Annotated in this window: 20 protein-coding genes; 11 read left to right on the plus strand and 9 right to left on the minus strand. The window is 65.9% G+C overall.

Annotated features, from left to right (window positions below; all coding sequences use genetic code 11):
* The first annotated feature begins 64 nt into the window (after positions 1 to 64).
* The 8 genes from J2W36_RS13880 (at position 65) to ureG (ending at position 5,700) form a co-directional block, all read left to right on the plus strand.
* Positions 65 to 367 (plus strand): urease subunit gamma, encoded by a 303-nt coding sequence (locus tag J2W36_RS13880; RefSeq protein WP_307690331.1) that lies wholly within the window; start codon positions 65 to 67, stop codon positions 365 to 367.
* 91 nt (positions 368 to 458) lie between these two features.
* Positions 459 to 1,067, plus strand: coding sequence for a HupE/UreJ family protein (locus tag J2W36_RS13885; RefSeq protein WP_307690332.1), 609 nt, complete (start codon positions 459 to 461; stop codon positions 1,065 to 1,067).
* A 10-nt stretch (positions 1,068 to 1,077) separates the two neighbouring features.
* A complete protein-coding gene (locus tag J2W36_RS13890) occupies positions 1,078 to 1,383 on the plus strand; it encodes an urease subunit beta (protein ID WP_307690333.1) in 306 nt (101 codons plus the stop codon).
* 2 nt (positions 1,384 to 1,385) lie between these two features.
* Entirely contained in the window at positions 1,386 to 3,158 is a 1,773-nt protein-coding gene (ureC, locus tag J2W36_RS13895) for an urease subunit alpha (RefSeq protein ID WP_307690334.1), read from the plus strand.
* 4 nt (positions 3,159 to 3,162) lie between these two features.
* Positions 3,163 to 3,642 (plus strand): GNAT family N-acetyltransferase, encoded by a 480-nt coding sequence (locus tag J2W36_RS13900; protein WP_307690335.1) that lies wholly within the window; start codon positions 3,163 to 3,165, stop codon positions 3,640 to 3,642.
* 73 nt (positions 3,643 to 3,715) lie between these two features.
* On the plus strand, positions 3,716 to 4,330 hold the full coding sequence (gene ureE / locus J2W36_RS13905; RefSeq protein WP_307690336.1) for an urease accessory protein UreE: 615 nt from the start codon (positions 3,716 to 3,718) through the stop codon (positions 4,328 to 4,330).
* Positions 4,330 to 5,019, plus strand: a complete 690-nt coding sequence (locus J2W36_RS13910; protein WP_307690337.1) for an urease accessory protein UreF — start codon at positions 4,330 to 4,332, stop codon at positions 5,017 to 5,019. The genes ureE and J2W36_RS13910 overlap by 1 nt, the downstream gene beginning before the upstream one ends.
* 30 nt (positions 5,020 to 5,049) lie before the next feature.
* Positions 5,050 to 5,700, plus strand: coding sequence for an urease accessory protein UreG (gene ureG / locus J2W36_RS13915; RefSeq protein ID WP_307690338.1), 651 nt, complete (start codon positions 5,050 to 5,052; stop codon positions 5,698 to 5,700).
* A 10-nt stretch (positions 5,701 to 5,710) separates the two neighbouring features.
* On the opposite strand, the gene J2W36_RS13920 is transcribed toward ureG, so the two are convergent.
* The 5 genes from J2W36_RS13920 to nirB all read right to left on the minus strand — a co-directional run bounded on the left by J2W36_RS13920 (position 5,711) and on the right by nirB (position 11,809).
* The gene (locus J2W36_RS13920) at positions 5,711 to 6,172 is read right to left on the minus strand and encodes a hypothetical protein (protein ID WP_307690506.1); all 462 of its coding nucleotides are present in this window, start codon (positions 6,170 to 6,172) and stop codon (positions 5,711 to 5,713) included.
* 104 nt (positions 6,173 to 6,276) lie between these two features.
* Entirely contained in the window at positions 6,277 to 8,025 is a 1,749-nt protein-coding gene (locus J2W36_RS13925; RefSeq protein WP_307690339.1) for a bifunctional protein-serine/threonine kinase/phosphatase, read from the minus strand.
* A 25-nt stretch (positions 8,026 to 8,050) separates the two neighbouring features.
* Complete coding sequence (locus J2W36_RS13930) at positions 8,051 to 8,863, minus strand: formate/nitrite transporter family protein (RefSeq protein WP_307690340.1); 813 nt, start codon at positions 8,861 to 8,863, stop codon at positions 8,051 to 8,053.
* Between the two features lie 60 nt (positions 8,864 to 8,923).
* On the minus strand, positions 8,924 to 9,265 hold the full coding sequence (gene nirD / locus J2W36_RS13935; protein ID WP_307690341.1) for a nitrite reductase small subunit NirD: 342 nt from the start codon (positions 9,263 to 9,265) through the stop codon (positions 8,924 to 8,926).
* Positions 9,266 to 9,289: 24 nt separating this feature from the next.
* A complete protein-coding gene (gene nirB / locus J2W36_RS13940; RefSeq protein ID WP_307690342.1) occupies positions 9,290 to 11,809 on the minus strand; it encodes a nitrite reductase large subunit NirB in 2,520 nt (839 codons plus the stop codon).
* Positions 11,810 to 12,301: 492 nt separating this feature from the next.
* Between nirB and J2W36_RS13945 the strand changes: the two genes are divergently transcribed.
* A complete protein-coding gene (locus J2W36_RS13945) occupies positions 12,302 to 13,072 on the plus strand; it encodes a hypothetical protein (RefSeq protein ID WP_307690343.1) in 771 nt (256 codons plus the stop codon).
* 15 nt (positions 13,073 to 13,087) lie between these two features.
* Here J2W36_RS13945 and J2W36_RS13950 read toward each other — a convergent pair whose 3' ends face one another.
* The 3 genes from J2W36_RS13950 to J2W36_RS13960 all read right to left on the minus strand — a co-directional run bounded on the left by J2W36_RS13950 (position 13,088) and on the right by J2W36_RS13960 (position 16,517).
* A complete protein-coding gene (locus tag J2W36_RS13950; protein WP_307690344.1) occupies positions 13,088 to 13,549 on the minus strand; it encodes a GNAT family N-acetyltransferase in 462 nt (153 codons plus the stop codon).
* 146 nt (positions 13,550 to 13,695) lie between these two features.
* Positions 13,696 to 15,429, minus strand: a complete 1,734-nt coding sequence (locus J2W36_RS13955; protein ID WP_307690345.1) for a ClcB-like voltage-gated chloride channel protein — start codon at positions 15,427 to 15,429, stop codon at positions 13,696 to 13,698.
* A gap of 113 nt (positions 15,430 to 15,542) precedes the next feature.
* The gene (locus J2W36_RS13960) at positions 15,543 to 16,517 is read right to left on the minus strand and encodes a DUF5655 domain-containing protein (RefSeq protein WP_307690346.1); all 975 of its coding nucleotides are present in this window, start codon (positions 16,515 to 16,517) and stop codon (positions 15,543 to 15,545) included.
* A 605-nt stretch (positions 16,518 to 17,122) separates the two neighbouring features.
* Here J2W36_RS13960 and J2W36_RS13965 point away from each other — a divergent pair.
* Both J2W36_RS13965 and groL read left to right on the plus strand, forming a co-directional pair.
* Complete coding sequence (locus tag J2W36_RS13965) at positions 17,123 to 17,413, plus strand: co-chaperone GroES (RefSeq protein ID WP_307690347.1); 291 nt, start codon at positions 17,123 to 17,125, stop codon at positions 17,411 to 17,413.
* A gap of 26 nt (positions 17,414 to 17,439) precedes the next feature.
* A complete protein-coding gene (gene groL / locus J2W36_RS13970; protein ID WP_307690348.1) occupies positions 17,440 to 19,092 on the plus strand; it encodes a chaperonin GroEL in 1,653 nt (550 codons plus the stop codon).
* Positions 19,093 to 19,201: 109 nt separating this feature from the next.
* On the opposite strand, the gene J2W36_RS13975 is transcribed toward groL, so the two are convergent.
* Positions 19,202 to 19,801 (minus strand): glutathione S-transferase family protein, encoded by a 600-nt coding sequence (locus tag J2W36_RS13975; protein WP_370869327.1) that lies wholly within the window; start codon positions 19,799 to 19,801, stop codon positions 19,202 to 19,204.
* Positions 19,802 to 19,823: the final 22 nt, after the last annotated feature.

The following is a 19,823-nucleotide window of genomic DNA, read 5'->3' on the forward strand; positions in this document are numbered from 1 at the left end:
GGCACGACTGTTGCAATGACACCAGTCTGCCGATAATGGCCCGATTTCCTCTCTGCGACCGCCCATGGAACTGACGCCACGCGAAAAAGACAAGCTCCTGATCTTCACGGCCGCGCTGCTGGCCGAACGCCGGCAGGCACGGGGGCTCAAGCTCAACTACCCCGAAGCCGTCGCGCTGATTTCCGCGGCCGTGATGGAAGGCGCGCGCGACGGCAAGAGCGTGGCCGCGCTGATGAGCGAAGGCCGCAACGTGCTCACGCGCGCCGACGTCATGGACGGCGTGGCCGAGATGATCCCGGACATCCAGATCGAGGCCACCTTCCCCGATGGCACCAAGCTGGTGACGGTACACCAGCCGATCCTATGAAGCTCGCCCCCAGGCTGCGCGCACTTCGTGTCGCTTCGCCACCCCCCTACCGGGGGCCCGATATTGCCCCATTCGCCTTGGAGAACTTTTGATGCGCATTCACCGATCCGCCCTCGCTGCCGTGCTGGCAGCCATTGCTGCCTTGCCGCTCGCCGCCTCGGCCCACGTCGGTGTCGACGGCGCGGCGCACCACGACATCGGCTTCGTGCAGGGCTTCCTGCACCCGTTCACCGGCATGGATCACCTGGCTGCGATGGTCGCGGTCGGGCTGTGGAGCGCATTGATCGCACGCGGCGCCCGTGACGTGCTGTGGGCACCCGTCGGTTTTGCGGCGATGCTGCTGGCCGGCGCGCTCGTCGGCCTCGCGGGCGTGCAAGTGCCGGCGGTCGAGCCGATGATCGCCGCGTCGCTGTTGGTGATCGGCCTCTTGGTCGTCACGCGCCTGCGCCTGCCCGGCCCGGTCGCCGCGGCGGTGGTCGGCGCCTTCGCCGTTTTCCACGGCGTGGCGCACGGCTACGAGCTGGCGGGCGACCACGGGGCGAGTTGGGCGATCGGCGGCATGGTGCTCGCCACCGCGCTGCTGCACGCGGGCGGCATCGCGATCGGCTGGGCGCTGCGCCGACGCACCGCCTGGCTGCCGCGCGTGGCCGGTGCGGCCGTCGCGCTGTTCGGCGCGACCCTGCTCGCGCAACTGGCCTGAGACCGTCGCCATGATCCCCGGCGAACTCTTCACCGACGAGGGCGAACACACCCTCAACCCCGGCCGCCGCACGCTCACGCTGGTCGTGCAGAACACCGCCGACCGACCGATCCAGGTCGGCTCGCACTACCACTTCGCCGAAACCAACGGCGCGCTGGGCTTCGACCGCGAAGCCGCACGCGGCATGCGGCTGAACATCGCATCGGGCACGGCGGTGCGCTTCGAGCCCGGCCAGCAGCGCACGGTCGAACTCTGCGACTTCGCCGGCGACCGCGTGGTCTACGGCTTCCGTGGCCTCGTTCAAGGGAAACTCTAATAATGGCGACCATTGGAAGGCGTGCCTACGCCGAGATCTTCGGCCCCACCGTGGGCGACCGCGTGCGCCTGGCCGACACGGATCTCGTGATCGAGGTCGAGGCGGACTACACGCTGCGCGCCGGTGGCTACGGCGAAGAAGTGAAGTTCGGCGGCGGCAAGACGATTCGCGACGGCATGGCGCAGTCGCAGCGCACGCGCAACGGTGCCGGTAGCGGCCCGACGGCCGGTGGCGCTGTCGACACGGTGATGACCAACGCGCTGATCCTCGACCACTGGGGCATCGTCAAGGCCGACATCGGCCTGAAGGGCGGGCGCATCGTCGCAATCGGCAAGGCGGGCAACCCCGACGTGCAGCCGGGCGTCGACATCGTCATCGGCCCGGGCACCGAAGTGATCAGCTGCGAAGGCAACATCGTCACGGCCGGCGGCATCGACAGCCACATCCACTTCATCTGCCCGCAGCAGATCGAGGAAGCACTGACATCCGGCGTGACCACGATGCTCGGCGGCGGCACCGGCCCGGCCACCGGCACCTTCGCGACCACCTCAACGCCCGGACCCTGGCACATCGAACGCATGCTGCAGGCGGCCGACGCCTTCCCGATGAACCTGGGCTTCCTCGGCAAGGGCAACGCCAGCCTGCCCGACGCCCTGCACGAGCAGATCGACGCCGGCGTGATCGGCCTCAAGCTGCACGAGGACTGGGGCACCACGCCTGCGGCCATCAGCAACTGCCTGGACGTAGCGGACGCCACCGACACGCAGGTGGCGATCCACTCCGACACGCTCAACGAATCGGGCTTCGTCGAGAACACCATCGCAGCCGTCAAGGGCCGCGGCATCTGCGCGTTCCACACCGAAGGTGCGGGCGGTGGCCACGCACCCGACATCCTGCGCGTGGTGGGCGAGGACAACTTCCTGCCCTCGTCGACCAACCCGACGATGCCCTACACGGTGAACACGCTCGACGAACACGTCGACATGCTCATGGTGTGCCACCACCTCGACGCCGGCATCGCGGAAGACCTGGCCTTTGCCGAGTCGCGCATCCGCAAGGAAACCATTGCGGCCGAAGACATCCTGCACGACCTGGGCGCGATCAGCATGTTCAGCTCCGACTCGCAGGCCATGGGCCGCGTGGGCGAAGTGATCATCCGCACCTGGCAAACGGCGCACAAGATGAAGGGCCAGCGCGGCTGGCTGCCACCCGCGCCCGGTACGGGGGCAGACTCGCCGGACCACAGCACGCGCAACGACAACTTCCGCGTCAAGCGCTATGTCGCGAAGTACACGATCAACCCGGCCATCTCGCACGGCATCGCGCACGAGGTGGGCAGCATCGAGGTCGGCAAGTGGGCCGACCTGGTGGTGTGGAAGCCGGCCTTCTTCGGCGTGAAGCCTTTCACCATCATCAAGGGCGGCACCATCGCGATGGCCGCCATGGGCGACCCGAACGCATCGATCCCCACGCCGCAGCCGGTGCACTACCGGCCGATGTTCGGCGCCTACGGCGGTTCGCTGCACCGCAGCTCGCTCACTTTCGTCTCGCAGGCCGGGCTGAACGCGGGCATCGGCGAGCGCTACGGCCTGCACAAGACGCTGGCCGCGGTGAAGAACGTGCGCAGCGTGCGCAAGCAGCACATGGTGCACAACGGCTACACGCCGAAGATGGAGATCGACGCGCAGACCTACGCGGTGCGGGCAGACGGGCATCTGCTGGTATGCGAGCCGGCGACCTCGCTGCCGATGGCGCAGCGGTATTTCCTGTTTTGATCCGATGCTGACGGACCTGCGCATTCGCCTGGACGACCTGCAAGACCCGCGCATCGCCACGTTTCTCGAGGAGCACCTGACCGACATGCGTCGGGTTTCTCCACCGGAGAGCGTGCATGCGCTGGACCTGGACGGTTTGCGTCGACCAGACATCCGGTTCTGGACCGCATGGATCGATCTGCCTGCCGGCGAATCGCTGGTGGGAACGGCGGCCTTGAAGCGCCTCGACGACGGCCATGCCGAACTCAAGTCGATGCGCACGGCGGCCTCGCTGCGCGGCCAGGGCATCGCGGGCCGGATGTTGGCGTACGTGGTCGCCGAGGCGCAGGCGCTGGGCTATGCGCAGCTGAGCCTGGAGACCGGCAGCCAGCCCTTCTTCGCGCCGGCGCATGCGCTGTATGAGAAACATGGCTTCGCAGCGTGCGCGCCCTTCGGCACATACATCGACGACCCGAACAGCCGCTTCATGACGCGTATGCTGTGATCGCGCTCGACAATACGTCCTCTTTGTACCGCGGCGTTCCACCGGTGAACATTGCCGCCCTCTGAAGTCCTCCATGCTCATCGCCAACAAACTCATGCCCCAGGGCAGCGGTCTCGCCACCGTGCTGCTCAAGCGCGCCGCCACGGTCGAACTCGACTGGGACGTGCGCCAGAAGAGCCGCTTCGACACCGTCGATTCCCAGGGCCGCCGCATTGGCGTGTTCCTGCCACGCGGCACTGCGGTGCGCGGTGGCGACGTGCTGGTGGCCGAAGACGGCTCGCTGGTGCGGGTGATCGCCGCACCGCAGCCGGTGCTGGTCATCACGCACTGCACCGCCCACGGCACGCCTTTCGATCTGACACGTGCGGCCTACCACCTGGGCAACCGGCATGTGCCGATCGAACTCAAGCCCGACCACCTGAAGATCGAACCCGACCATGTGCTGGGCGCCATGCTGCGTTCGATGCACCTGATCGTGCGCGAGGCCGACGAGGCCTTCGAACCCGAAGGCGGCGCCTACGGTGCGCACGCGGCGGGGGGCGGGCATGACCACGACCACGACCATGACCATGGGCACGGTCACTCGCATGACCACGGCCATTCCCACGCGCCGGGCAAGGCGCCGGTCGGCCCGGTGCTGCATCCCGACGCCTATGCCGCGCCGGCGGGTGCCGGCCACGGCCACTGATGTCCGACGCGTCAGGCGCCCTGCCCGCAGCCAGCCTGCTGCAGCTGATCTGGCTGGCCTCTCCGGCGCTTCCGATCGGGGGCTTCTCTTACTCCGAAGGATTGGAGGCAGGCGTCGAATGGGGCGGTCTTTCGTCCGAACCCGCGGCATCGGACTGGATCGCCGACCAGCTTCACCTGAGCCTCTCGCGCGCCGACCTGCCGGTGGTCGCACAGGCCATCGCAGCGTGGCGCGATGACGACCGGGCGCGCATCGAAGCCCTCAACGCGTGGGTGCTGCAGACGCGCGAGTCGGCCGAATTCCTGCTGCAGACCGAGCAGATGGGCCGCTCCTTCGTCGAATGGCTCAAGCTGCATCACGACGACGTGGCCTCGCAGTTCGACGGCCTGGCCATCACCTACCCGGTCGCCTTCGCCTTTGCAGCCAGCCGCACGCAGGCCAGCGTGCGCGACGGGACCCTGGCCTTTGCCTTCGGTTGGGCCGAAAACATGATCGGCGCCGCCGTGAAGTCGGTGCCGCTCGGCCAGAGCGCGGGGCAACGCATGCTCGGGCGCCTGATGCAGGAGATCCCCGATGCGGTCGACCGAGCGATCGCACTCGGCGACGACGACCGCCAAGCCTTCTCCCCCATGCTCGCCATCCATTCGGCGCGCCATGAAACCCAGTATTCACGCCTCTTCAGAAGCTAATCCCCAACGCCACCGGCACCGCTCAACACCATGTCCTCCGCACTGCACCACATCGCCAATCGCACCAAGAAACTGCCGCCGCTGCGCGTGGGCATCGGCGGACCGGTCGGCTCCGGCAAGACCACGCTGCTCGAAATGCTCTGCAAGGGAATGCGCGACAAATACGACCTGATCGCCATCACCAACGACATCTACACCAAGGAAGACCAGCGCCTGCTGACCGTCGCCGGTGCGCTGCCTGCCGAACGCATCATGGGCGTGGAAACGGGCGGCTGCCCGCACACGGCGATCCGCGAAGACGCCTCGATCAACCTCGAAGCCATCGACCGCATGCTGGCCGATTTTCCGGATGCCGACATCGTGTTCGTCGAGAGCGGTGGCGACAACCTGGCCGCGACCTTCAGCCCCGAACTGAGCGATCTGACGATCTACGTGATCGACGTGGCCGCCGGCGAGAAGATTCCGCGCAAGGGCGGCCCGGGCATCACCAAAAGCGACCTGTTCGTCATTAACAAGACCGACCTCGCACCCTACGTCGGTGCCGACCTGGGCGTGATGGAAGCCGACACCCAGCGCATGCGCAAGCAGCGTCCTTACGTCATGACCAACCTCAAGACCCTGACCGGCGTGGCGGAGGTCATGGCCTTCATCGAGAAGCGCGGCATGCTGGCCGAGGCCTGAGCTTGCGACGCTAGAGGGCGCTGCCGTCCTTGAGCTGGCGCAGCTTGTAGACCAGCCGCACGCTGGCACCGCGAGCGCCGTCGGTGCGCTGCAGGTACACGTCGGCGTCGCCTGCCACCCATGCCGCATAGGCGCTGCCCGGGTCGCGTGCGCCGACCTCGGGGCCGAACGTGGCCCTGCCCCAATCGAGCAGTTGCGCAAAGGCGGCGGCACCACGGTCGGGTTCGGTCTGTACGGGCTGTGCGGCCGCCGCGTACTCGATGCGCTGCAGTTGGCCATCGGCAAAGAAAAACGTGAGGTCGAAGGGCAGCCCCGCCAGTGCCACAGGCGCCGCCCGCCAGGTGCCGGCCAGGCCGCCGGCCAGCCGCTGGGGCCGCGCCACGCGCTCCACATCGGGCAGCGCACTGCGCAACTCTTCGGCGCTCATGCCCAGCCGCACACCCGCTGGAAGCGCTTGTGCGTGGGCCGGCATCACGGTGAACGTTGCCCATAGAACAACGAGGCAAAGGGCGGCGCTGTGCCGCCAGGACATCGAGAACAATCGCATCGCCGCAATGATGCCTCAATGCAACGGCGTCAGTGGCCCCAGGCACGCAAGCCCAGCAGCACGACCACGGCCGCGGCCAGCAGCACGGTGGTGCATTGCCAGAAGAGCACCGGCCGCCGCTCGATCAACGCAGGTGGACGCGGACGGAGAAACTGTGGGCCGGGCGTTCGCAGGTCGTGCGCGAATTCCGAGACCGCTTCCTGCCGCCGCGCTGGCTGTGGATGCAGCGCTTTCTGCAGCACCGCCTCGGCCCAGGCCGGCAGGTCGGGCCTGAAATGGCGCAGCGGCACGTCGCGCAGGCGGTTCACATCGGCCGGCGTGTGCACGCGCGCAACCTGCAGGCCATAGGGCAGCTGGCCGGTGAGCATCTGGTAGGCGACCACGGCCAGCGAGAACAAGTCAGAACGCGCGCTGCCGCCCTGCCCCGCGAAGTACTCGGGCGCCGTGTACTGCAGCGTGCCCTCGATGGCGTGCGCCTGGCGCTCGCCCGCGCTGTCGGCCAGGCCAGCCACATAGACGGTGGCCAGGTCGATGATCTTGACGGTGCCGCTGCGATCGATCATCACGTTCTCCGGACGAAGGTCCTGGTGCAGCATCTCCCGGCTGTGCAGCGCCTGCAGGCCCCGGGCCAATTGCTCGACGATCGCGCGCACGCTGTCCAGACTGGGCCGGGGGTGGTCGACCATCCATTGCGCCAGCGTCTGGCCTTCGACGTATTCCATCGCGACGTAGAGGTGGTTGCGCGGGCGCTCGATGCGGCTCGCCTTGAGCACGTGCACGCTGTCGATGCGACGCGCCACCCATTCCTCGAGGACGAAGCGATCCAGGTAGTCCGGGTCGTCGCGCAGATCGATCGACGGCAGCTTGAGCACCACCTGCTGGCCGCTCGCATCGTCCACCGCCAGGTGCACATGGCTGCGCGAACTCACGTGCAGCTCGCGCACGAGCGTGAAGCCCTCGAAGCGTGCGCGCGGCGCCAGTGGCGCGGGCACGGCCAGGCCCTCGCGCTGGAACGGCAGGCGCGCCGTATCGGCGGACGGCAGTTCATCGATGCGCAGCAACTGCACCGTGATGTCGTCGTCGCTGCCCCGGGTCTGCGCGGCCCGTGCGAGCTGCCGCGCGGCTTCGTCGAAATCGTCGCCGCAGGCGGCCATCACGCCCTGCACGGTCGCGGCATCGAGGTGCGCATAGGCGCCGTCGGTGGCCAGCAGGTAGACCTCGCCGACCTCGGCTTCCCAGGCGCGGTAGTCGATCTCCACGTGGGGCCCGGCGCCCAGCGCGCGGCCCAGGTACGACTCCACCGACGACAGGTGCACGCGGTGGTCTTCGGTGAGTTGCTCGAGCGCGTGCGGGTGCAGCCGGTAGATGCGCGCGTCGCCCACGTGCAGGAGGTGCACGTCGCGGCCCTTGACGATCAGCGCGCTGAAGGTGCAGACATAGCCGCTGTCCTTGTCGAAGCGCGCGTCGCTGCGCTGGGTCTGCGCGTGCAGCCAGGCGTTGGTGGCCTCGAGCACGCGCTGCGCCGATCGGCGCACCGACCACGCATCGGACGTCGCGTAGTAGTCGTCGAGAAAGCTGCGCACGGCGGCGGCACTGGCCACCTGGCTGACGCGGCTCGAGCCGATGCCGTCGGCCAGGGCCACGGCGATGCCCTTGGACATGCGCTGCGCGCCCTCGGGCAGCATCGCACCGTGGAAGTCCTGGTTGACGGCCTTGTGCCCGGCCAGCGAGTGCTGGCCGAGCGTCACCCGCAGCGCGGGGCGCACCGACAGGGCCATGGAGGCAAGCGTGTGCGTCGGGGTTTCAGCGCACAACGCGCTTGGCGGCCGTCTTGTAATGCGTCGCGTACAAGGTCAGTCCGACGAAGGTCAGGCCGCCGACCAGGTTGCCCAGCACGGTCGGGATTTCGTTCCAGATCAGGTAGTCCATCAGCGTGAACTTGCCGCCCAGCATCAGGCCGGTGGGGAACAGGAACATGTTGACGATCGAATGCTCGAAGCCCATGTAGAAGAAGATCATCACCGGCATCCACATGCCGATGGCCTTGCCCGAGACGGTGGTCGACATCATGGCCGCGACCACCCCCGTCGACACCATCCAGTTGCACATCACGCCGCGGATGAACAGCGTCAGCATGCCGGCTGCACCGTGCGCCGAGTAGCCCACGGTGCGGCCTTCGCCGATGTGGCCGAGCCGCTCGCCGATCGCATTGGGCGCCTCGCTGAAGCCGAAGGTGAAGATGATCGCCATGAACACCGCCACAGTCAGTGCTCCGGCGAAGTTGCCGCAGAACACCAGGCCCCAGTTGCGCAGGACGCCTTTCCAGGTGGCGCCCGGACGCTTGTCGAGCACGGCCAGCGGTGCCAGCGTGAACACGCCGGTCAGCAGGTCGAAGCCCATCAGGTACAGCATGATGAAGCCGACCGGGAAGAGCATGGCACCGACGAGCGCGTTGCCGGTGTTGACGGTGATGCTGACGGCAAACGCGGCCGCCAGGGCCAGGATGGCACCGGCCATGTAGGAACGGATGAGCGTGTCGCGGGTCGACATCAGCAGCTTGGATTCACCGGCGTCGACCATCTTGGTCACGAATTCGGCGGGGGCGAGATAGGCCATGGAAGTCCTGGAAAACGGTCAGTCGAAAGAGGATGGGAAGGGTGCGGCGCGGCCGCGGTGTCAGTTCAGCGCGACCAGCACCTGGTCGCCTTCCACCCGCACGGCATGGGCGCGCACGGAGTGCTCGGGCGACTCCAGGCACTCGCCGCTGCGCAGGTCGAAGTGGTTCTTGTAGAGCGGCGAGGCGACGACGATGCGCTCGCCCAGGCTGCCGACCAGCCCGCGCGACAGCACGCTGGCCTGCGATTTGGGATCGACGTTGTCGATGGCGAAGAACTGCGGGGTCGGGCCGACGCGGAAGATCGCGACATGCACGCCCTCGACGAGGGCGCACACGCCGGTGTCGGGCAGGATATCGCTGGCCAGGCACACTGGCGTCCATTGGAGTGTTTCGGTGGTCATGGATGTCCTTGGGGCGTCCGGCGCTCAGGCAGGGGTGGCGTCGGCGCGCTCTTCGGCACGGGCAGGGCGGATCTGGCCGCGCTCTTCGACGAACACGATGTGCTCGTCACGCTTGTCGCTGTTGACGAAGGAGCGAAAGCGCTGCCGCGTCACCGGGTCGTTGACGGCGGTCTTCCACTCGCACTGGTAGGTCTCGACCACGTGCTGCATCTGCGCCTCGAGCTCTGCGCCCAGGCCCAGCCTGTCCTCGATCAACACGTCCTTCAGGTAGTCCAGGCCGCCTTCGAGGTTGTCGCGCCAGGTGCTGGTGCGCTGCAGCCGGTCGGCCGTGCGCACGTAGAACATGAGGAAGCGGTCGACCAGCCGGATCAACGCGTCCTTGGTGAGGTCGGAGGCGATCAGTTCGGCATGGCGCGGCTTCATGCCGCCGTTGCCGCAGACGTAGAGGTTCCAACCCTTTTCGGTGGCGATGATGCCGACGTCCTTGCCCTGCGCCTCGGCGCACTCGCGGGTGCAGCCCGACACGCCGAACTTGATCTTGTGCGGTGCCCGCAGGCCCTTGTAGCGATTCTCCAGTTCGACGGCCATGCCCATGCTGTCGTCCACGCCGTAGCGGCACCAGGTCGAGCCCACGCAGCTCTTCACGGTGCGCAGCGACTTGCCATATGCATGGCCCGACTCGAAGCCGGCGGCAATCAGCTCTTCCCAGATCAGCGGCAACTGCTCGACGCGAGCACCGAACAGGTCGACACGCGCGCCCCCCGTGATCTTGGTGTACAGGCCGTACTTCTTGGCGACCTGGCCGACCGCGATCAGGCCATCGGCCGTGACTTCGCCGCCCGGCATGCGCGGCACCACCGAATAGCTGCCGTCCTTCTGGATATTGCCCAGGAAGTAGTCGTTGCTGTCCTGCAGGCTGGCCAGGTCCTTCTTGAGCACGAAGTCGTTCCAGCAGGACGCGAAGATGCTGGCTGCCGTCGGCTTGCAGATGTCGCAGCCCAGGCCCTTGCCGTGTTTGGCGAGCAGGTCGGCAAAGCTCCTGATCTCGCCCACGCGCACCAGGTGGTACAGCTCCTGGCGCGAATACGGGAAGTGTTCGCACAGGTGGTTGTTGACGGCCATGCCGCGCTTGGCCATCTCCATTTTCATGACTTGCGTGACCAGCGGCACGCAGCCGCCGCACGAGGCACCGGCTTTGTTGCAGGCCTTCATGTCGGCGATGGTGCAGACGCCCTCGCCGACCGCCGCGCAGATCTGGCCCTTGGAGACGTTGTTGCACGAGCAGATCTGTGCGCTGTCAGGCAACGCGTCCACGCCCAGGCCCGGCTTGGCCTTGCCGTCGCTCGACGGCAGGATCAGAAATTCGGGGTCGGCCGGCAGTGCGATGCCGTTGAGCGCCAGCTGCAGCAGGGTGCCGTATTCGGCCGCATCGCCCACCAGCACGGCGCCCAGCAGGTGCTTGCCGTCTTCGCTGACCACGATCTTCTTGTAGATCTGCTTGGGCTCGTTGATGTACTGGTACGTGCGTGCGTGCGGCGTCTTGCCATGCGCATCGCCGATGCTCGCCACGTCCACCCCCATGAGCTTGAGCTTGGTGCTCATGTCGGCGCCGGTGAACGCCGCGTCGGCCTGCCCCGCGATGTGGCGAGCCGCCACGCGGGCCATGTCGTAGCCCGGTGCCACTAGGCCGAAAGTCTGGTCGTTCCATGCGGCGCACTCGCCGATGGCGTAGACATGGTGGTCGCTGGTGCGGCAGTGGCTGTCGATGGCCACGCCACCGCGCGCGCCCAGGGCCAGAAGGCTCTGGCGCGCCAGTTCATCACGCGGGCGGATGCCCGCGGAGAACACGATCATGTCGGTTTCCAGGTACGTGCCATCGGCGAAGACCATGCGGTGCCGTGCGGTCGCGCCGTCGACGATCTCCACCGTGTTGCGGCCGGTGTGCACCTGCAGGCCCAGGGCCTCAATGCTGCCGCGCAGCGCGCGTCCACCGCCGTCGTCGACCTGCACGGCCATCAGGCGCGGTGCGAACTCGACCACATGCGTCTCCAGCCCCATGTCGCGCAGCGCCTTGGCGCATTCGAGGCCCAGCAGCCCGCCGCCCACGACCACACCGCTCCTGGAGCGCGCGCCGCACGCCTTCATGGCTTCGAGGTCTTCGATGGTGCGATAGACGAAGCAGTTCGCACGGTCGCGGCCGGGCACCGGCGGCACGAAGGCCGACGAGCCCGTGGCCAACACCAGCTTGTCGTAATGCACGACTTCGCCATCGGCCGTCGTGACCGTGTTGTCGCGCCGCTCGATGGCGACGGCCCGTGCCGCCAGCCGCAGCGTGAAGCCGCTGCGCTCGAAGAAGCCGGGTTCGACCAGCGACAGGTCTTCGGCCGTCTTGCCGGAAAAGAACTCCGACAGATGGACGCGGTCGTAGGCCGGACGTGGCTCTTCGCAGAGCACAGTGACCTGCGCGTCGGCGACGCCGAGTTCGTGGAGTTGCTCTAGGAATTTGTGGCCCACCATACCGTGGCCAATGACTGCAATTTTCATTTCGTGGTCCTGCACGCAACCGTTCTCATGGGGTGCTGACCAGTGCTGGCGGTGCCGGTCGTGAAGACGGCAGCAGCAGCGATGGCCCCCCGCTGGACGGAAGCGAATCGGGTTGGAACAGACGAACCGTCGGCACGGTGGCCTTCGGTTCGCTCGGATCCCGCCGTCATTAGCGGAGGCACTGGGGTCCGCGGCGACGGTGCCGACGGAACAGTGAGAGGTATCAAGCAACATCCATGCCGGGGGATTTGCGTGCTCCGGGGGTGCTTTCGCACCGGATTGCACCGCGAACGGGCCAACTTCCACTTCGCGGCCCACCACCACGCCCGATTTGGTGCGAATCGACCCGGTGCGCGCACGGAGGCGCTGACCCCACGCGGCCTTGTCCTGCCCGCGCGCGCAGGCGGCCGCGCTACGCTGAGGTGCCGCCAGGCCAGGCACCCTCTTGCGCCTCCGCGCCCTCCTCCCTCATAGCCCCTACCCCTTTCATCCATGCGCAATGCAATCGATTTCAGTTCCTGGCAAGGCGTTCTGTCCACCTTGCTCGGACTCATCGTGGTCTCCCTGGTGGCGGTGGGCATCCGCCTGCTGGTGATGCAACATGTGCAACAACGGCGAGAACGCCAGAACCGGCAGATCAACGAGCGACTCAAGACGCTGATCGCTGCCTACAAGACGCTGGGCGGCTCCTTCACCGGCGACCTGGCGGTCGACCCGAGCCATCTGCGGTCGGTGCGCGAACTGGAGGCGTTGCGCGCCAAGGCCGACGCTGCCGTCGCCGCGCTCGATGGCGCAGAGATGGCCGCCGACCTGTCGGTGCCGGTCGAGCCGCCGGCCGTCCAAGGCGCCACCTCTGAGCGGCGACGTCGCATCCGCGATGCGGTGGAGGCTGCGCTGTCCGACGTCATCCTGCTGGGCACGCAGGAGCAGGTGCGCATGGCTGCGTTGGCAGCGAGCGACATGGTGGCCGGCCGCGCCATCGAGACCGCGGCGCTGGTCGCGTCATTGCGAACCTTCATCCGCGACGTGCTGGACCTGGAAGCCATTCCCGGCGACATCGCCGTTCCGAACCAGGGGCCACTGCGCGTTGCGGCTTCCGGGGGCCGCTCAGGCGCAGGAGGAGGTCAAGGTGCGGGCAGGTCGGGCCAGGGAGGAGGAGGTGGTGGCGGCGCTGGTGGGGTCGGGGGTGGCACGATGCTGGGCGCAGGCATGCATCACGCCGCGGTTCGCGAGGATGCGGATCCGCCCACTGGAGGTGGGTGATCGCCGCCGGTCACATCAGAGCAACTTCCGATAGACAACGAAGCCCGGCTTGTCCGCAATCTTGTCGTACAGCTTCATGGCGGTCGCGTTGGACTCGTGCGTTTGCCAGTACACGCGGCTGGAGCCTTCGGCCGCAGCACGGCAATAGACCTCATGGATCAATGCCCTTGCCACGCCTTGCCCTCTGGCGGCCTCGCTGGTGAACACGTCCTGTAGGTAGCACGTCGGGTTGGCCTGGATGGTGCTGCGATGAAAGAGGTAATGCGCGAGACCCAGAATCTCGCCGCCCCGGTCCGCGACCAACGCATGCATGGGCTCGGAGGCGTCGAAGAAACGCGCCCAGGTCAGCTCCGTGAGGGCGGCCGGCAAGGCCGTTTCGCCCTGCCGGCCATAGAAGCTGTTGTAGCCATTCCAGAGGACCTTCCAGGCGTCGAAGTCTTTGCGGTCTGCGGATCGAATGCGCACATCTGCGTTCATGGGTCGCTTGGAAATATCGGCTCCGGCGAAATGCCGGTCTCTGGCCGGGATGCACATGATCGCTCTTTCTCTCAACGCGCGCCGGCGCGAACACACGCGGGGCTGATGGACCGGTCACGATTTCTCGTTGCGGCGAACTTTGCAGGTTATTCGCTCAGTTGCACATAAGTGGCCAATAGCCGACTCTTGGCGACCACACCGATCAGTACCGGGCGAGCCTGGTTCTCGATGACTGGCAGACGCTCACCCCGGTGTTCCATGAAGCGCTGCAGCGCCTGTCCAAGGTCCATATCCGCAGTGATGGGCGAGATGTCTTGCGCCATCAGGTCCACCGCTTGCCTCTCCGACAAACCCGCGGTGCCGCCCGCAGCGGTCAGCGCCTTCAGCGGGACGACCCCAAGGTAAACCCCGGCTTCGTCCACAACATAGAGATACTTCACGGGAAACTGCAAGAAAAGCTTTCCCATCTCGGCCAAGCCGGCGTCGGGCAGGACCACGGTTTGTGCCGGCTCGATCAGGTCACGGACAGACAGCGTGCGCAGCCGCAAACGCTCGTTCTGTTGTCGGCGACGCATCAGCGTGATGTCGTACATCGAGCCGGCGTTGGCCGAGCGCGCCACGAAATAGGTCACCACGCTGGCGGCCATCAGCGGCAGCATCACCTGGTAGCTCAACGTCATTTCGAAAATCATCAGGATCGCCATGAGCGGCGCCTGGGTCGCGCCCGCAAGGAACGCACCCATGCCGACGATGGCATAGGCAAATGGCTGGGCGGAGGCGTCGGGAAAAACGGCGTGCACGCCGGTGCCGAACAACGCGCCGATCATGCAACCGAAAAACAGCGCCGGCGTGAATACACCCCCCACCGCCCCGGAGCCGGCAGTGGCGAACGTGGCGAGCGCCTTGGCGGCCAACAGCCCCATCATCAGGCCCCAGGACCATGGCGAGTGCAGCACGCTGCTGACGACGCTGTAGCCATTGCCCCACACCTCGGGCATCGGCACGGAAATCACGCCGACCACCAATCCACCGAGTGCCAACCGCCACGGAAGGGCGACAGGCAGGCGGGCAAAAGCTTTTCGGCTGGCGGCCAGGCCACGCAGGAACAGCGCTGCCGCACCGCCCAGCAACACCCCCAGCAGCGCGAACAGCAGCACCTCGGCTCCAGCGACCGCGGGAAACGGCGGCATCTCGTACACGGGCTGGTAGCCGGGTAAAGCGCGCATCACGATGTTGGCCACGACGGCAGCCACGATGATGGGGCCGACGCTCTCCATGGCGATGGAGCCGAGAACAATTTCGGCGACAAAAAACGCACCGGCAATGGGCGCGTTATAGGCTGCGGTCAGGCCCGCGGCCGCGCCACAGCCCACCAACAAGCGCAGCCGCTCGCCAGGAAACTTGAACCATCTGCCCAGCAGCGAGGTGCCGAGGGCGGACAACTGCACCATCGAGCCTTCGCGGCCAATCGAGCCACCGCTGGCGATGCTGACGAGCGAGGAAGCGCTGCGTATGAGCGTCTGCGCCAACGGAATACGGCCGTCGCCCAGCACGATGGCTTCCATGTAGTCCGAGGTTGCCTTCTGCACCGTGGCGCGCCGGGCGAGCAACAGCAACAGCCCAGCGATCAGCCCGCCGCAGGTTGGAATCAAAACGCGCTCCCAGGGCGGCAAGCTCCGGGCCAGCGCAACCAGGCCATCGCCTGGCCCGAAAAGCGTAGCATGGACCAGGTGCAGGGCAAGACGGAACAACTCGGTGGCCAGCGCGCCCACCACACCTGCCACGATGGCCCACAGCAAAGTCGATTGCCATTCGGCGATGCGAAACCACTTCTGAAGTGCTGTGCGGGCCGTGAGCAGTCGAGGGATGCGCAGCGTCATGTGGCGGACATTACGAAAGGGGTTGTGCAAGCGCACGGCCCGCGAGTCTGCGCATCAATGTACAGACGATGTTAGTTCAGGGCGGTCCGGCAATTCAGCTGGCTGAGTCAACCTCAACGTCCTGAAGAAGTCACCGCCCCCATCGCACGGCCCTCATACGCCAACAGGATCAGCGGCTTCGCTGCATCCAGATCGGACTGCGACGCAAGGGACAATTCCAGGTCGCCAGTTCCCCAATGGCCTTGCTGCCTGACATCCCGACCGTTCAACGGCAGCGGCAGCACCTGATCTGGGTCGACGTGCAGGTACAGAAGCAACCGCGCCTTCTGCGGCACCACCGTAGCAAAGTTCTTCAGGCGCTTGAAGGCCACGTACAACTTCAGCTCCTTGCGTTGCACGTCGTCGCCCAGCGAGAGCACATGCCCCTCCAGCGACGCCATCAGTTCGCCCAAATGCGGCGCAAGCAAGGGCATCCATTCGGCAAACGATCGGTCTCCCGTAATCGGCTTCGCCGCACCAGCCTCAACGGGCATCGCCTTCGGGACCTTTGCCGTTTTGGCCACCGGCGCACGGCCGCCGTTCGCACTGGTGGCGTTGGCCAGTTCCAGCAGGAGCAGCTCTTCGCCAAAGCGCCGGTATCGGATCAGCTCGACGTTGCGGTTGATCTGCTGGACCGCATGGCCGTCGTACTTGGTGAAGTCGGCCGCGATGCACACCAGGCGCGGCGCCGTCCAGTCAATGGCATCGGCTGCGGGCTTGCCCAGCTTGTCCATCACCAGCAGCTTGAACTCGGCCTGGTGGTCCATCAGCCAGTCCAGGTAGAACAAGCCCTGGTTGATGACGTTCTCTCCGACCGATCGCTTGTATTCCAGGATCACCGGGCAGTTGTTTTCGTCCAGGCCCAGCGAGTCGATGCGGCCCGCGTGGGTCTTGCCGGTGGAGTACTCGGTGGCCAGGAAGCGGATGCCGAGCAGAGTGTCGAGGTTGGACTCGATCAGGGTCTGGAGTGGCTTCTCGAGGTCAGAGGCGTCGCCTTGCAGTTCGAAGGCGCGGCCGGATTGGAGGCGGAAGAGTTTGATGTCGCTCATGGCAGATCGCAGCGTAGAAGTCGTTCATCGGGAGCTCCATTGTGTCTACAGCGTCGACACAATTGCCGCGTCAGGAAAAGCCTCTGCGAATCAGGCCACTTCAGCTCGAAGGCTGGCGTTGCTTACGGGGTGCCGTGGCAAGGTTCCTGCCGGTGGACGTGGCAGCCGACGCGGCGATGCCGTGATCGCGGCAGTAGCTGAGCACCATGACTTCGAGCATGGACGCAACGCTGCGTCTCTCCGCCTCCGCGACAGCCGACAGCGCGGCCTTCACATCGGGAGGCACTCTTGCGCTGACAACCTCAAGTCTTCGTTACAGCCAAGGCAGGACTCCTGTGTGAAAAACGCTAGCGTTTTGCAACGGTAGCTCAACCCGTATCTATTTTTTCTTGGTGATCAGATATATGAAGCGGGTCAACGAGCGGGACGTGTCGGCGGCGCTCCGCAACACCCCTTCACCAGTCAGGTCTTGAAACCGACACAAAAGCCCGTATCATTAGCACTCGCTGGAGCAGAGTGCTAACAAGCTGCTCGCTTCAAGTGGATGGCAGCCCGCCAGCAGGCGTGGCACCAGAAAACAACCCCCGTTTTATCCTGGAGATGCAATGAACCTTCGTCCTTTGGCCGATCGCGTGATCGTCAAGCGTATTGACAGCGAAACCAAGACCGCCTCCGGCATCGTCATCCCCGACGCGGCCGCCGAGAAGCCCGATCAGGGCGAAGTCCTGGCCGTGGGCCCGGGCAAGCGCAACGACAAGGGCGAACTGGCCGCACTGACCGTGAAGATCGGTGACCGCGTCCTGTTCGGCAAGTACAGCGGCCAGACCGTCAAGGTCGGCGGTGACGAGTTGCTCGTCATGAAGGAAGACGACCTGTTCGCAGTCGTCGAGAAGTAAAACCCAACTGAATTCGGAGAATCAACATGGCAGCAAAAGACGTAGTCTTCGGCGGTGAAGCCCGCGCACGCATGGTCGAGGGTGTCAACATCCTGGCCAACGCAGTCAAAGTGACCCTGGGCCCCAAGGGCCGCAACGTGGTGCTCGAGCGTTCGTTCGGCGCCCCCACGGTGACCAAGGACGGTGTGTCCGTCGCCAAGGAAATCGAACTCAAGGACAAGCTGCAGAACATGGGCGCCCAGCTCGTGAAGGAAGTGGCCTCCAAGACCAGCGACAACGCTGGTGACGGCACCACGACCGCCACGGTCCTGGCCCAGGCCATCGTTCGCGAAGGCTTCAAGTACGTGGCCGCGGGCATCAACCCGATGGACCTCAAGCGCGGCATCGACAAGGCTGTCACGGCCCTGGTCGCCGAGCTGAAGAAGGCTTCCAAGCCCACCACGACGTCCAAGGAAATCGCTCAAGTCGGCTCGATCTCGGCCAACAGCGACGAAACCATCGGCAAGCTCATCGCTGACGCGATGGACAAGGTCGGCAAGGAAGGCGTGATCACCGTCGAAGACGGCAAGTCGCTCGACAGCGAACTCGACGTCGTCGAAGGCATGCAGTTCGACCGCGGCTACCTGTCGCCCTACTTCATCAACAACCCGGAAAAGCAATCGGCGATTCTAGACAACCCCTTCGTGCTGCTCTACGACAAGAAGATCAGCAACATCCGTGACCTGCTCCCCACGCTGGAACAAGTCGCGAAGTCGGGCCGTCCGCTGCTGATCATTGCCGAAGAAGTCGAAGGCGAAGCCCTGGCCACGCTGGTCGTGAACACGATCCGCGGCATCCTGAAGGTTGTTGCCGTCAAGGCCCCTGGCTTCGGCGACCGCCGCAAGGCCATGCTGGAAGACATCGCCATCCTGACGGGCGGCAAGGTCATCGCCGAAGAAGTCGGCCTGACGCTCGAGAAGGTCACGCTGGCTGACCTGGGCCAGGCACAACGCATCGAAGTGGGCAAGGAAAACACGATCATCATCGACGGCGCTGGCGCTGCCGGTGACATCGAAGCCCGCGTCAAGCAAGTGCGCGTGCAGATCGAAGAAGCTTCGAGCGACTACGACCGTGAAAAGCTGCAAGAACGCGTGGCCAAGCTGGCCGGCGGCGTTGCAGTGATCAAGGTCGGCGCTGCCACCGAAGTCGAAATGAAGGAAAAGAAGGCTCGCGTCGAAGACGCCCTGCACGCCACCCGCGCTGCAGTGGAAGAAGGCGTTGTGGCTGGCGGCGGCGTGGCACTGCTGCGCGCCAAGCAAGCCGTGGGCGACTCGATCAAGGGCGACAACGCCGATCAAGACGCCGGCATCAAGCTGGTGCTCAAGGCCGTCGAAGCGCCTCTGCGCGAAATCGTGAACAACGCTGGCGGTGAAGCTTCGGTGGTCGTGAACGCGGTGTTGGCCGGCAAGGGCAACTACGGCTTCAACGCTGCCAACGACACGTACGGCGACATGCTCGAACTGGGCATCCTGGACCCGACGAAGGTCACCCGCACCGCACTGCAGAACGCAGCTTCGGTCGCCTCGCTGCTGCTGACGACCGAAGCCATGGTCGCCGAAGCACCGAAGGACGAAGCCGGCGCTGGCGGCGGCATGCCTGACATGGGTGGCATGGGCGGCATGGGCGGCATGGGCATGTAATCTGGCTCGCCCCCACGCTGCGCGGCACTTCATGTCCGCGGTGTTCCACGACAAGAGGGGCGAATCTGGTTTCACGAAAAGCTCTGCAGCGAAAGCTGCAGGGCTTTTTTCATGGGGCGATCGTCTTCATCAGTTCATCGTCGATGGCCATGGCGCGCACACGCGCTTCGCGCTCAAGGATCGGCTGCACATAGCGTTCGAAAGCCGGGCGCTTCTCGATACTGCCGGTCCGAAAACCGAAAGCCAAGGCGGCTACGAGGTACAGATCGGCGGCGCTGAACTGGTCGCCGCACAGATAGGGCCGCGCTTGCGTCAGCGCGATCTCTAGGGTGTCCATCACCTGGTCGTAGCTGCCATAACCCACCTGCGTGGCTTTGTCCGGCGGCGCCAGCAATCCAAGGCTCTTGCCCATGAAGGCCGCCTCCATCGGCGCGGCGGCGAAGAACAGCCAGCGGTAGTACGCGCCGCGCGCCGCGCTCCCAGGCGCAGGTGCCAGCTTCTTTTCCGGGAACAGATCGGCCAGGTACGCGCAGATGGCCGCCTGCTCGGTGACGACGGTGTCGCCGTGCCGCAGCGCAGGCACCTTGCCCATCGGGTTGATGGCGAGGTAGGCGTCTGCCTTCATGCTGGTGCCGTAGTCGAGCACCACGGTCTCGTAGGTGGCACCACATTCCTCGAGCATCCAGCGCACCGTGCGGCCGCGGGACATGGGGTGGGTATAGAACGTCAGG

Origin of the sequence: Variovorax ginsengisoli, assembly GCF_030811835.1 — a bacterium.
In the GTDB taxonomy this organism is placed as follows: Bacteria; Pseudomonadota; Gammaproteobacteria; order Burkholderiales; family Burkholderiaceae_C; genus Variovorax; species Variovorax ginsengisoli_C.

What these genes read in the sequence shown, in the direction of transcription:
- J2W36_RS13880 (WP_307690331.1), top strand. Translation starts at nt 65, where the DNA reads ATGGAACTGACGCCACGCGAAAAAGACAAGCTCCTGATCTTCACGGCC.
- J2W36_RS13885 (WP_307690332.1), top strand. Translation starts at nt 459, where the DNA reads ATGCGCATTCACCGATCCGCCCTCGCTGCCGTGCTGGCAGCCATTGCT.
- J2W36_RS13890 (WP_307690333.1), top strand. Translation starts at nt 1,078, where the DNA reads ATGATCCCCGGCGAACTCTTCACCGACGAGGGCGAACACACCCTCAAC.
- ureC (WP_307690334.1), top strand. Translation starts at nt 1,386, where the DNA reads ATGGCGACCATTGGAAGGCGTGCCTACGCCGAGATCTTCGGCCCCACC.
- J2W36_RS13900 (WP_307690335.1), top strand. Translation starts at nt 3,163, where the DNA reads ATGCTGACGGACCTGCGCATTCGCCTGGACGACCTGCAAGACCCGCGC.
- ureE (WP_307690336.1), top strand. Translation starts at nt 3,716, where the DNA reads ATGCTCATCGCCAACAAACTCATGCCCCAGGGCAGCGGTCTCGCCACC.
- J2W36_RS13910 (WP_307690337.1), top strand. Translation starts at nt 4,330, where the DNA reads ATGTCCGACGCGTCAGGCGCCCTGCCCGCAGCCAGCCTGCTGCAGCTG.
- ureG (WP_307690338.1), top strand. Translation starts at nt 5,050, where the DNA reads ATGTCCTCCGCACTGCACCACATCGCCAATCGCACCAAGAAACTGCCG.
- J2W36_RS13920 (WP_307690506.1), bottom strand. Translation starts at nt 6,172, where the DNA reads ATGCCGGCCCACGCACAAGCGCTTCCAGCGGGTGTGCGGCTGGGCATG.
- J2W36_RS13925 (WP_307690339.1), bottom strand. Translation starts at nt 8,025, where the DNA reads ATGGCCCTGTCGGTGCGCCCCGCGCTGCGGGTGACGCTCGGCCAGCAC.
- J2W36_RS13930 (WP_307690340.1), bottom strand. Translation starts at nt 8,863, where the DNA reads ATGGCCTATCTCGCCCCCGCCGAATTCGTGACCAAGATGGTCGACGCC.
- nirD (WP_307690341.1), bottom strand. Translation starts at nt 9,265, where the DNA reads ATGACCACCGAAACACTCCAATGGACGCCAGTGTGCCTGGCCAGCGAT.
- nirB (WP_307690342.1), bottom strand. Translation starts at nt 11,809, where the DNA reads ATGAAAATTGCAGTCATTGGCCACGGTATGGTGGGCCACAAATTCCTA.
- J2W36_RS13945 (WP_307690343.1), top strand. Translation starts at nt 12,302, where the DNA reads ATGCGCAATGCAATCGATTTCAGTTCCTGGCAAGGCGTTCTGTCCACC.
- J2W36_RS13950 (WP_307690344.1), bottom strand. Translation starts at nt 13,549, where the DNA reads ATGAACGCAGATGTGCGCATTCGATCCGCAGACCGCAAAGACTTCGAC.
- J2W36_RS13955 (WP_307690345.1), bottom strand. Translation starts at nt 15,429, where the DNA reads ATGACGCTGCGCATCCCTCGACTGCTCACGGCCCGCACAGCACTTCAG.
- J2W36_RS13960 (WP_307690346.1), bottom strand. Translation starts at nt 16,517, where the DNA reads ATGAGCGACATCAAACTCTTCCGCCTCCAATCCGGCCGCGCCTTCGAA.
- J2W36_RS13965 (WP_307690347.1), top strand. Translation starts at nt 17,123, where the DNA reads ATGAACCTTCGTCCTTTGGCCGATCGCGTGATCGTCAAGCGTATTGAC.
- groL (WP_307690348.1), top strand. Translation starts at nt 17,440, where the DNA reads ATGGCAGCAAAAGACGTAGTCTTCGGCGGTGAAGCCCGCGCACGCATG.
- J2W36_RS13975 (WP_370869327.1), bottom strand. Translation starts at nt 19,801, where the DNA reads ATGTCCCGCGGCCGCACGGTGCGCTGGATGCTCGAGGAATGTGGTGCC.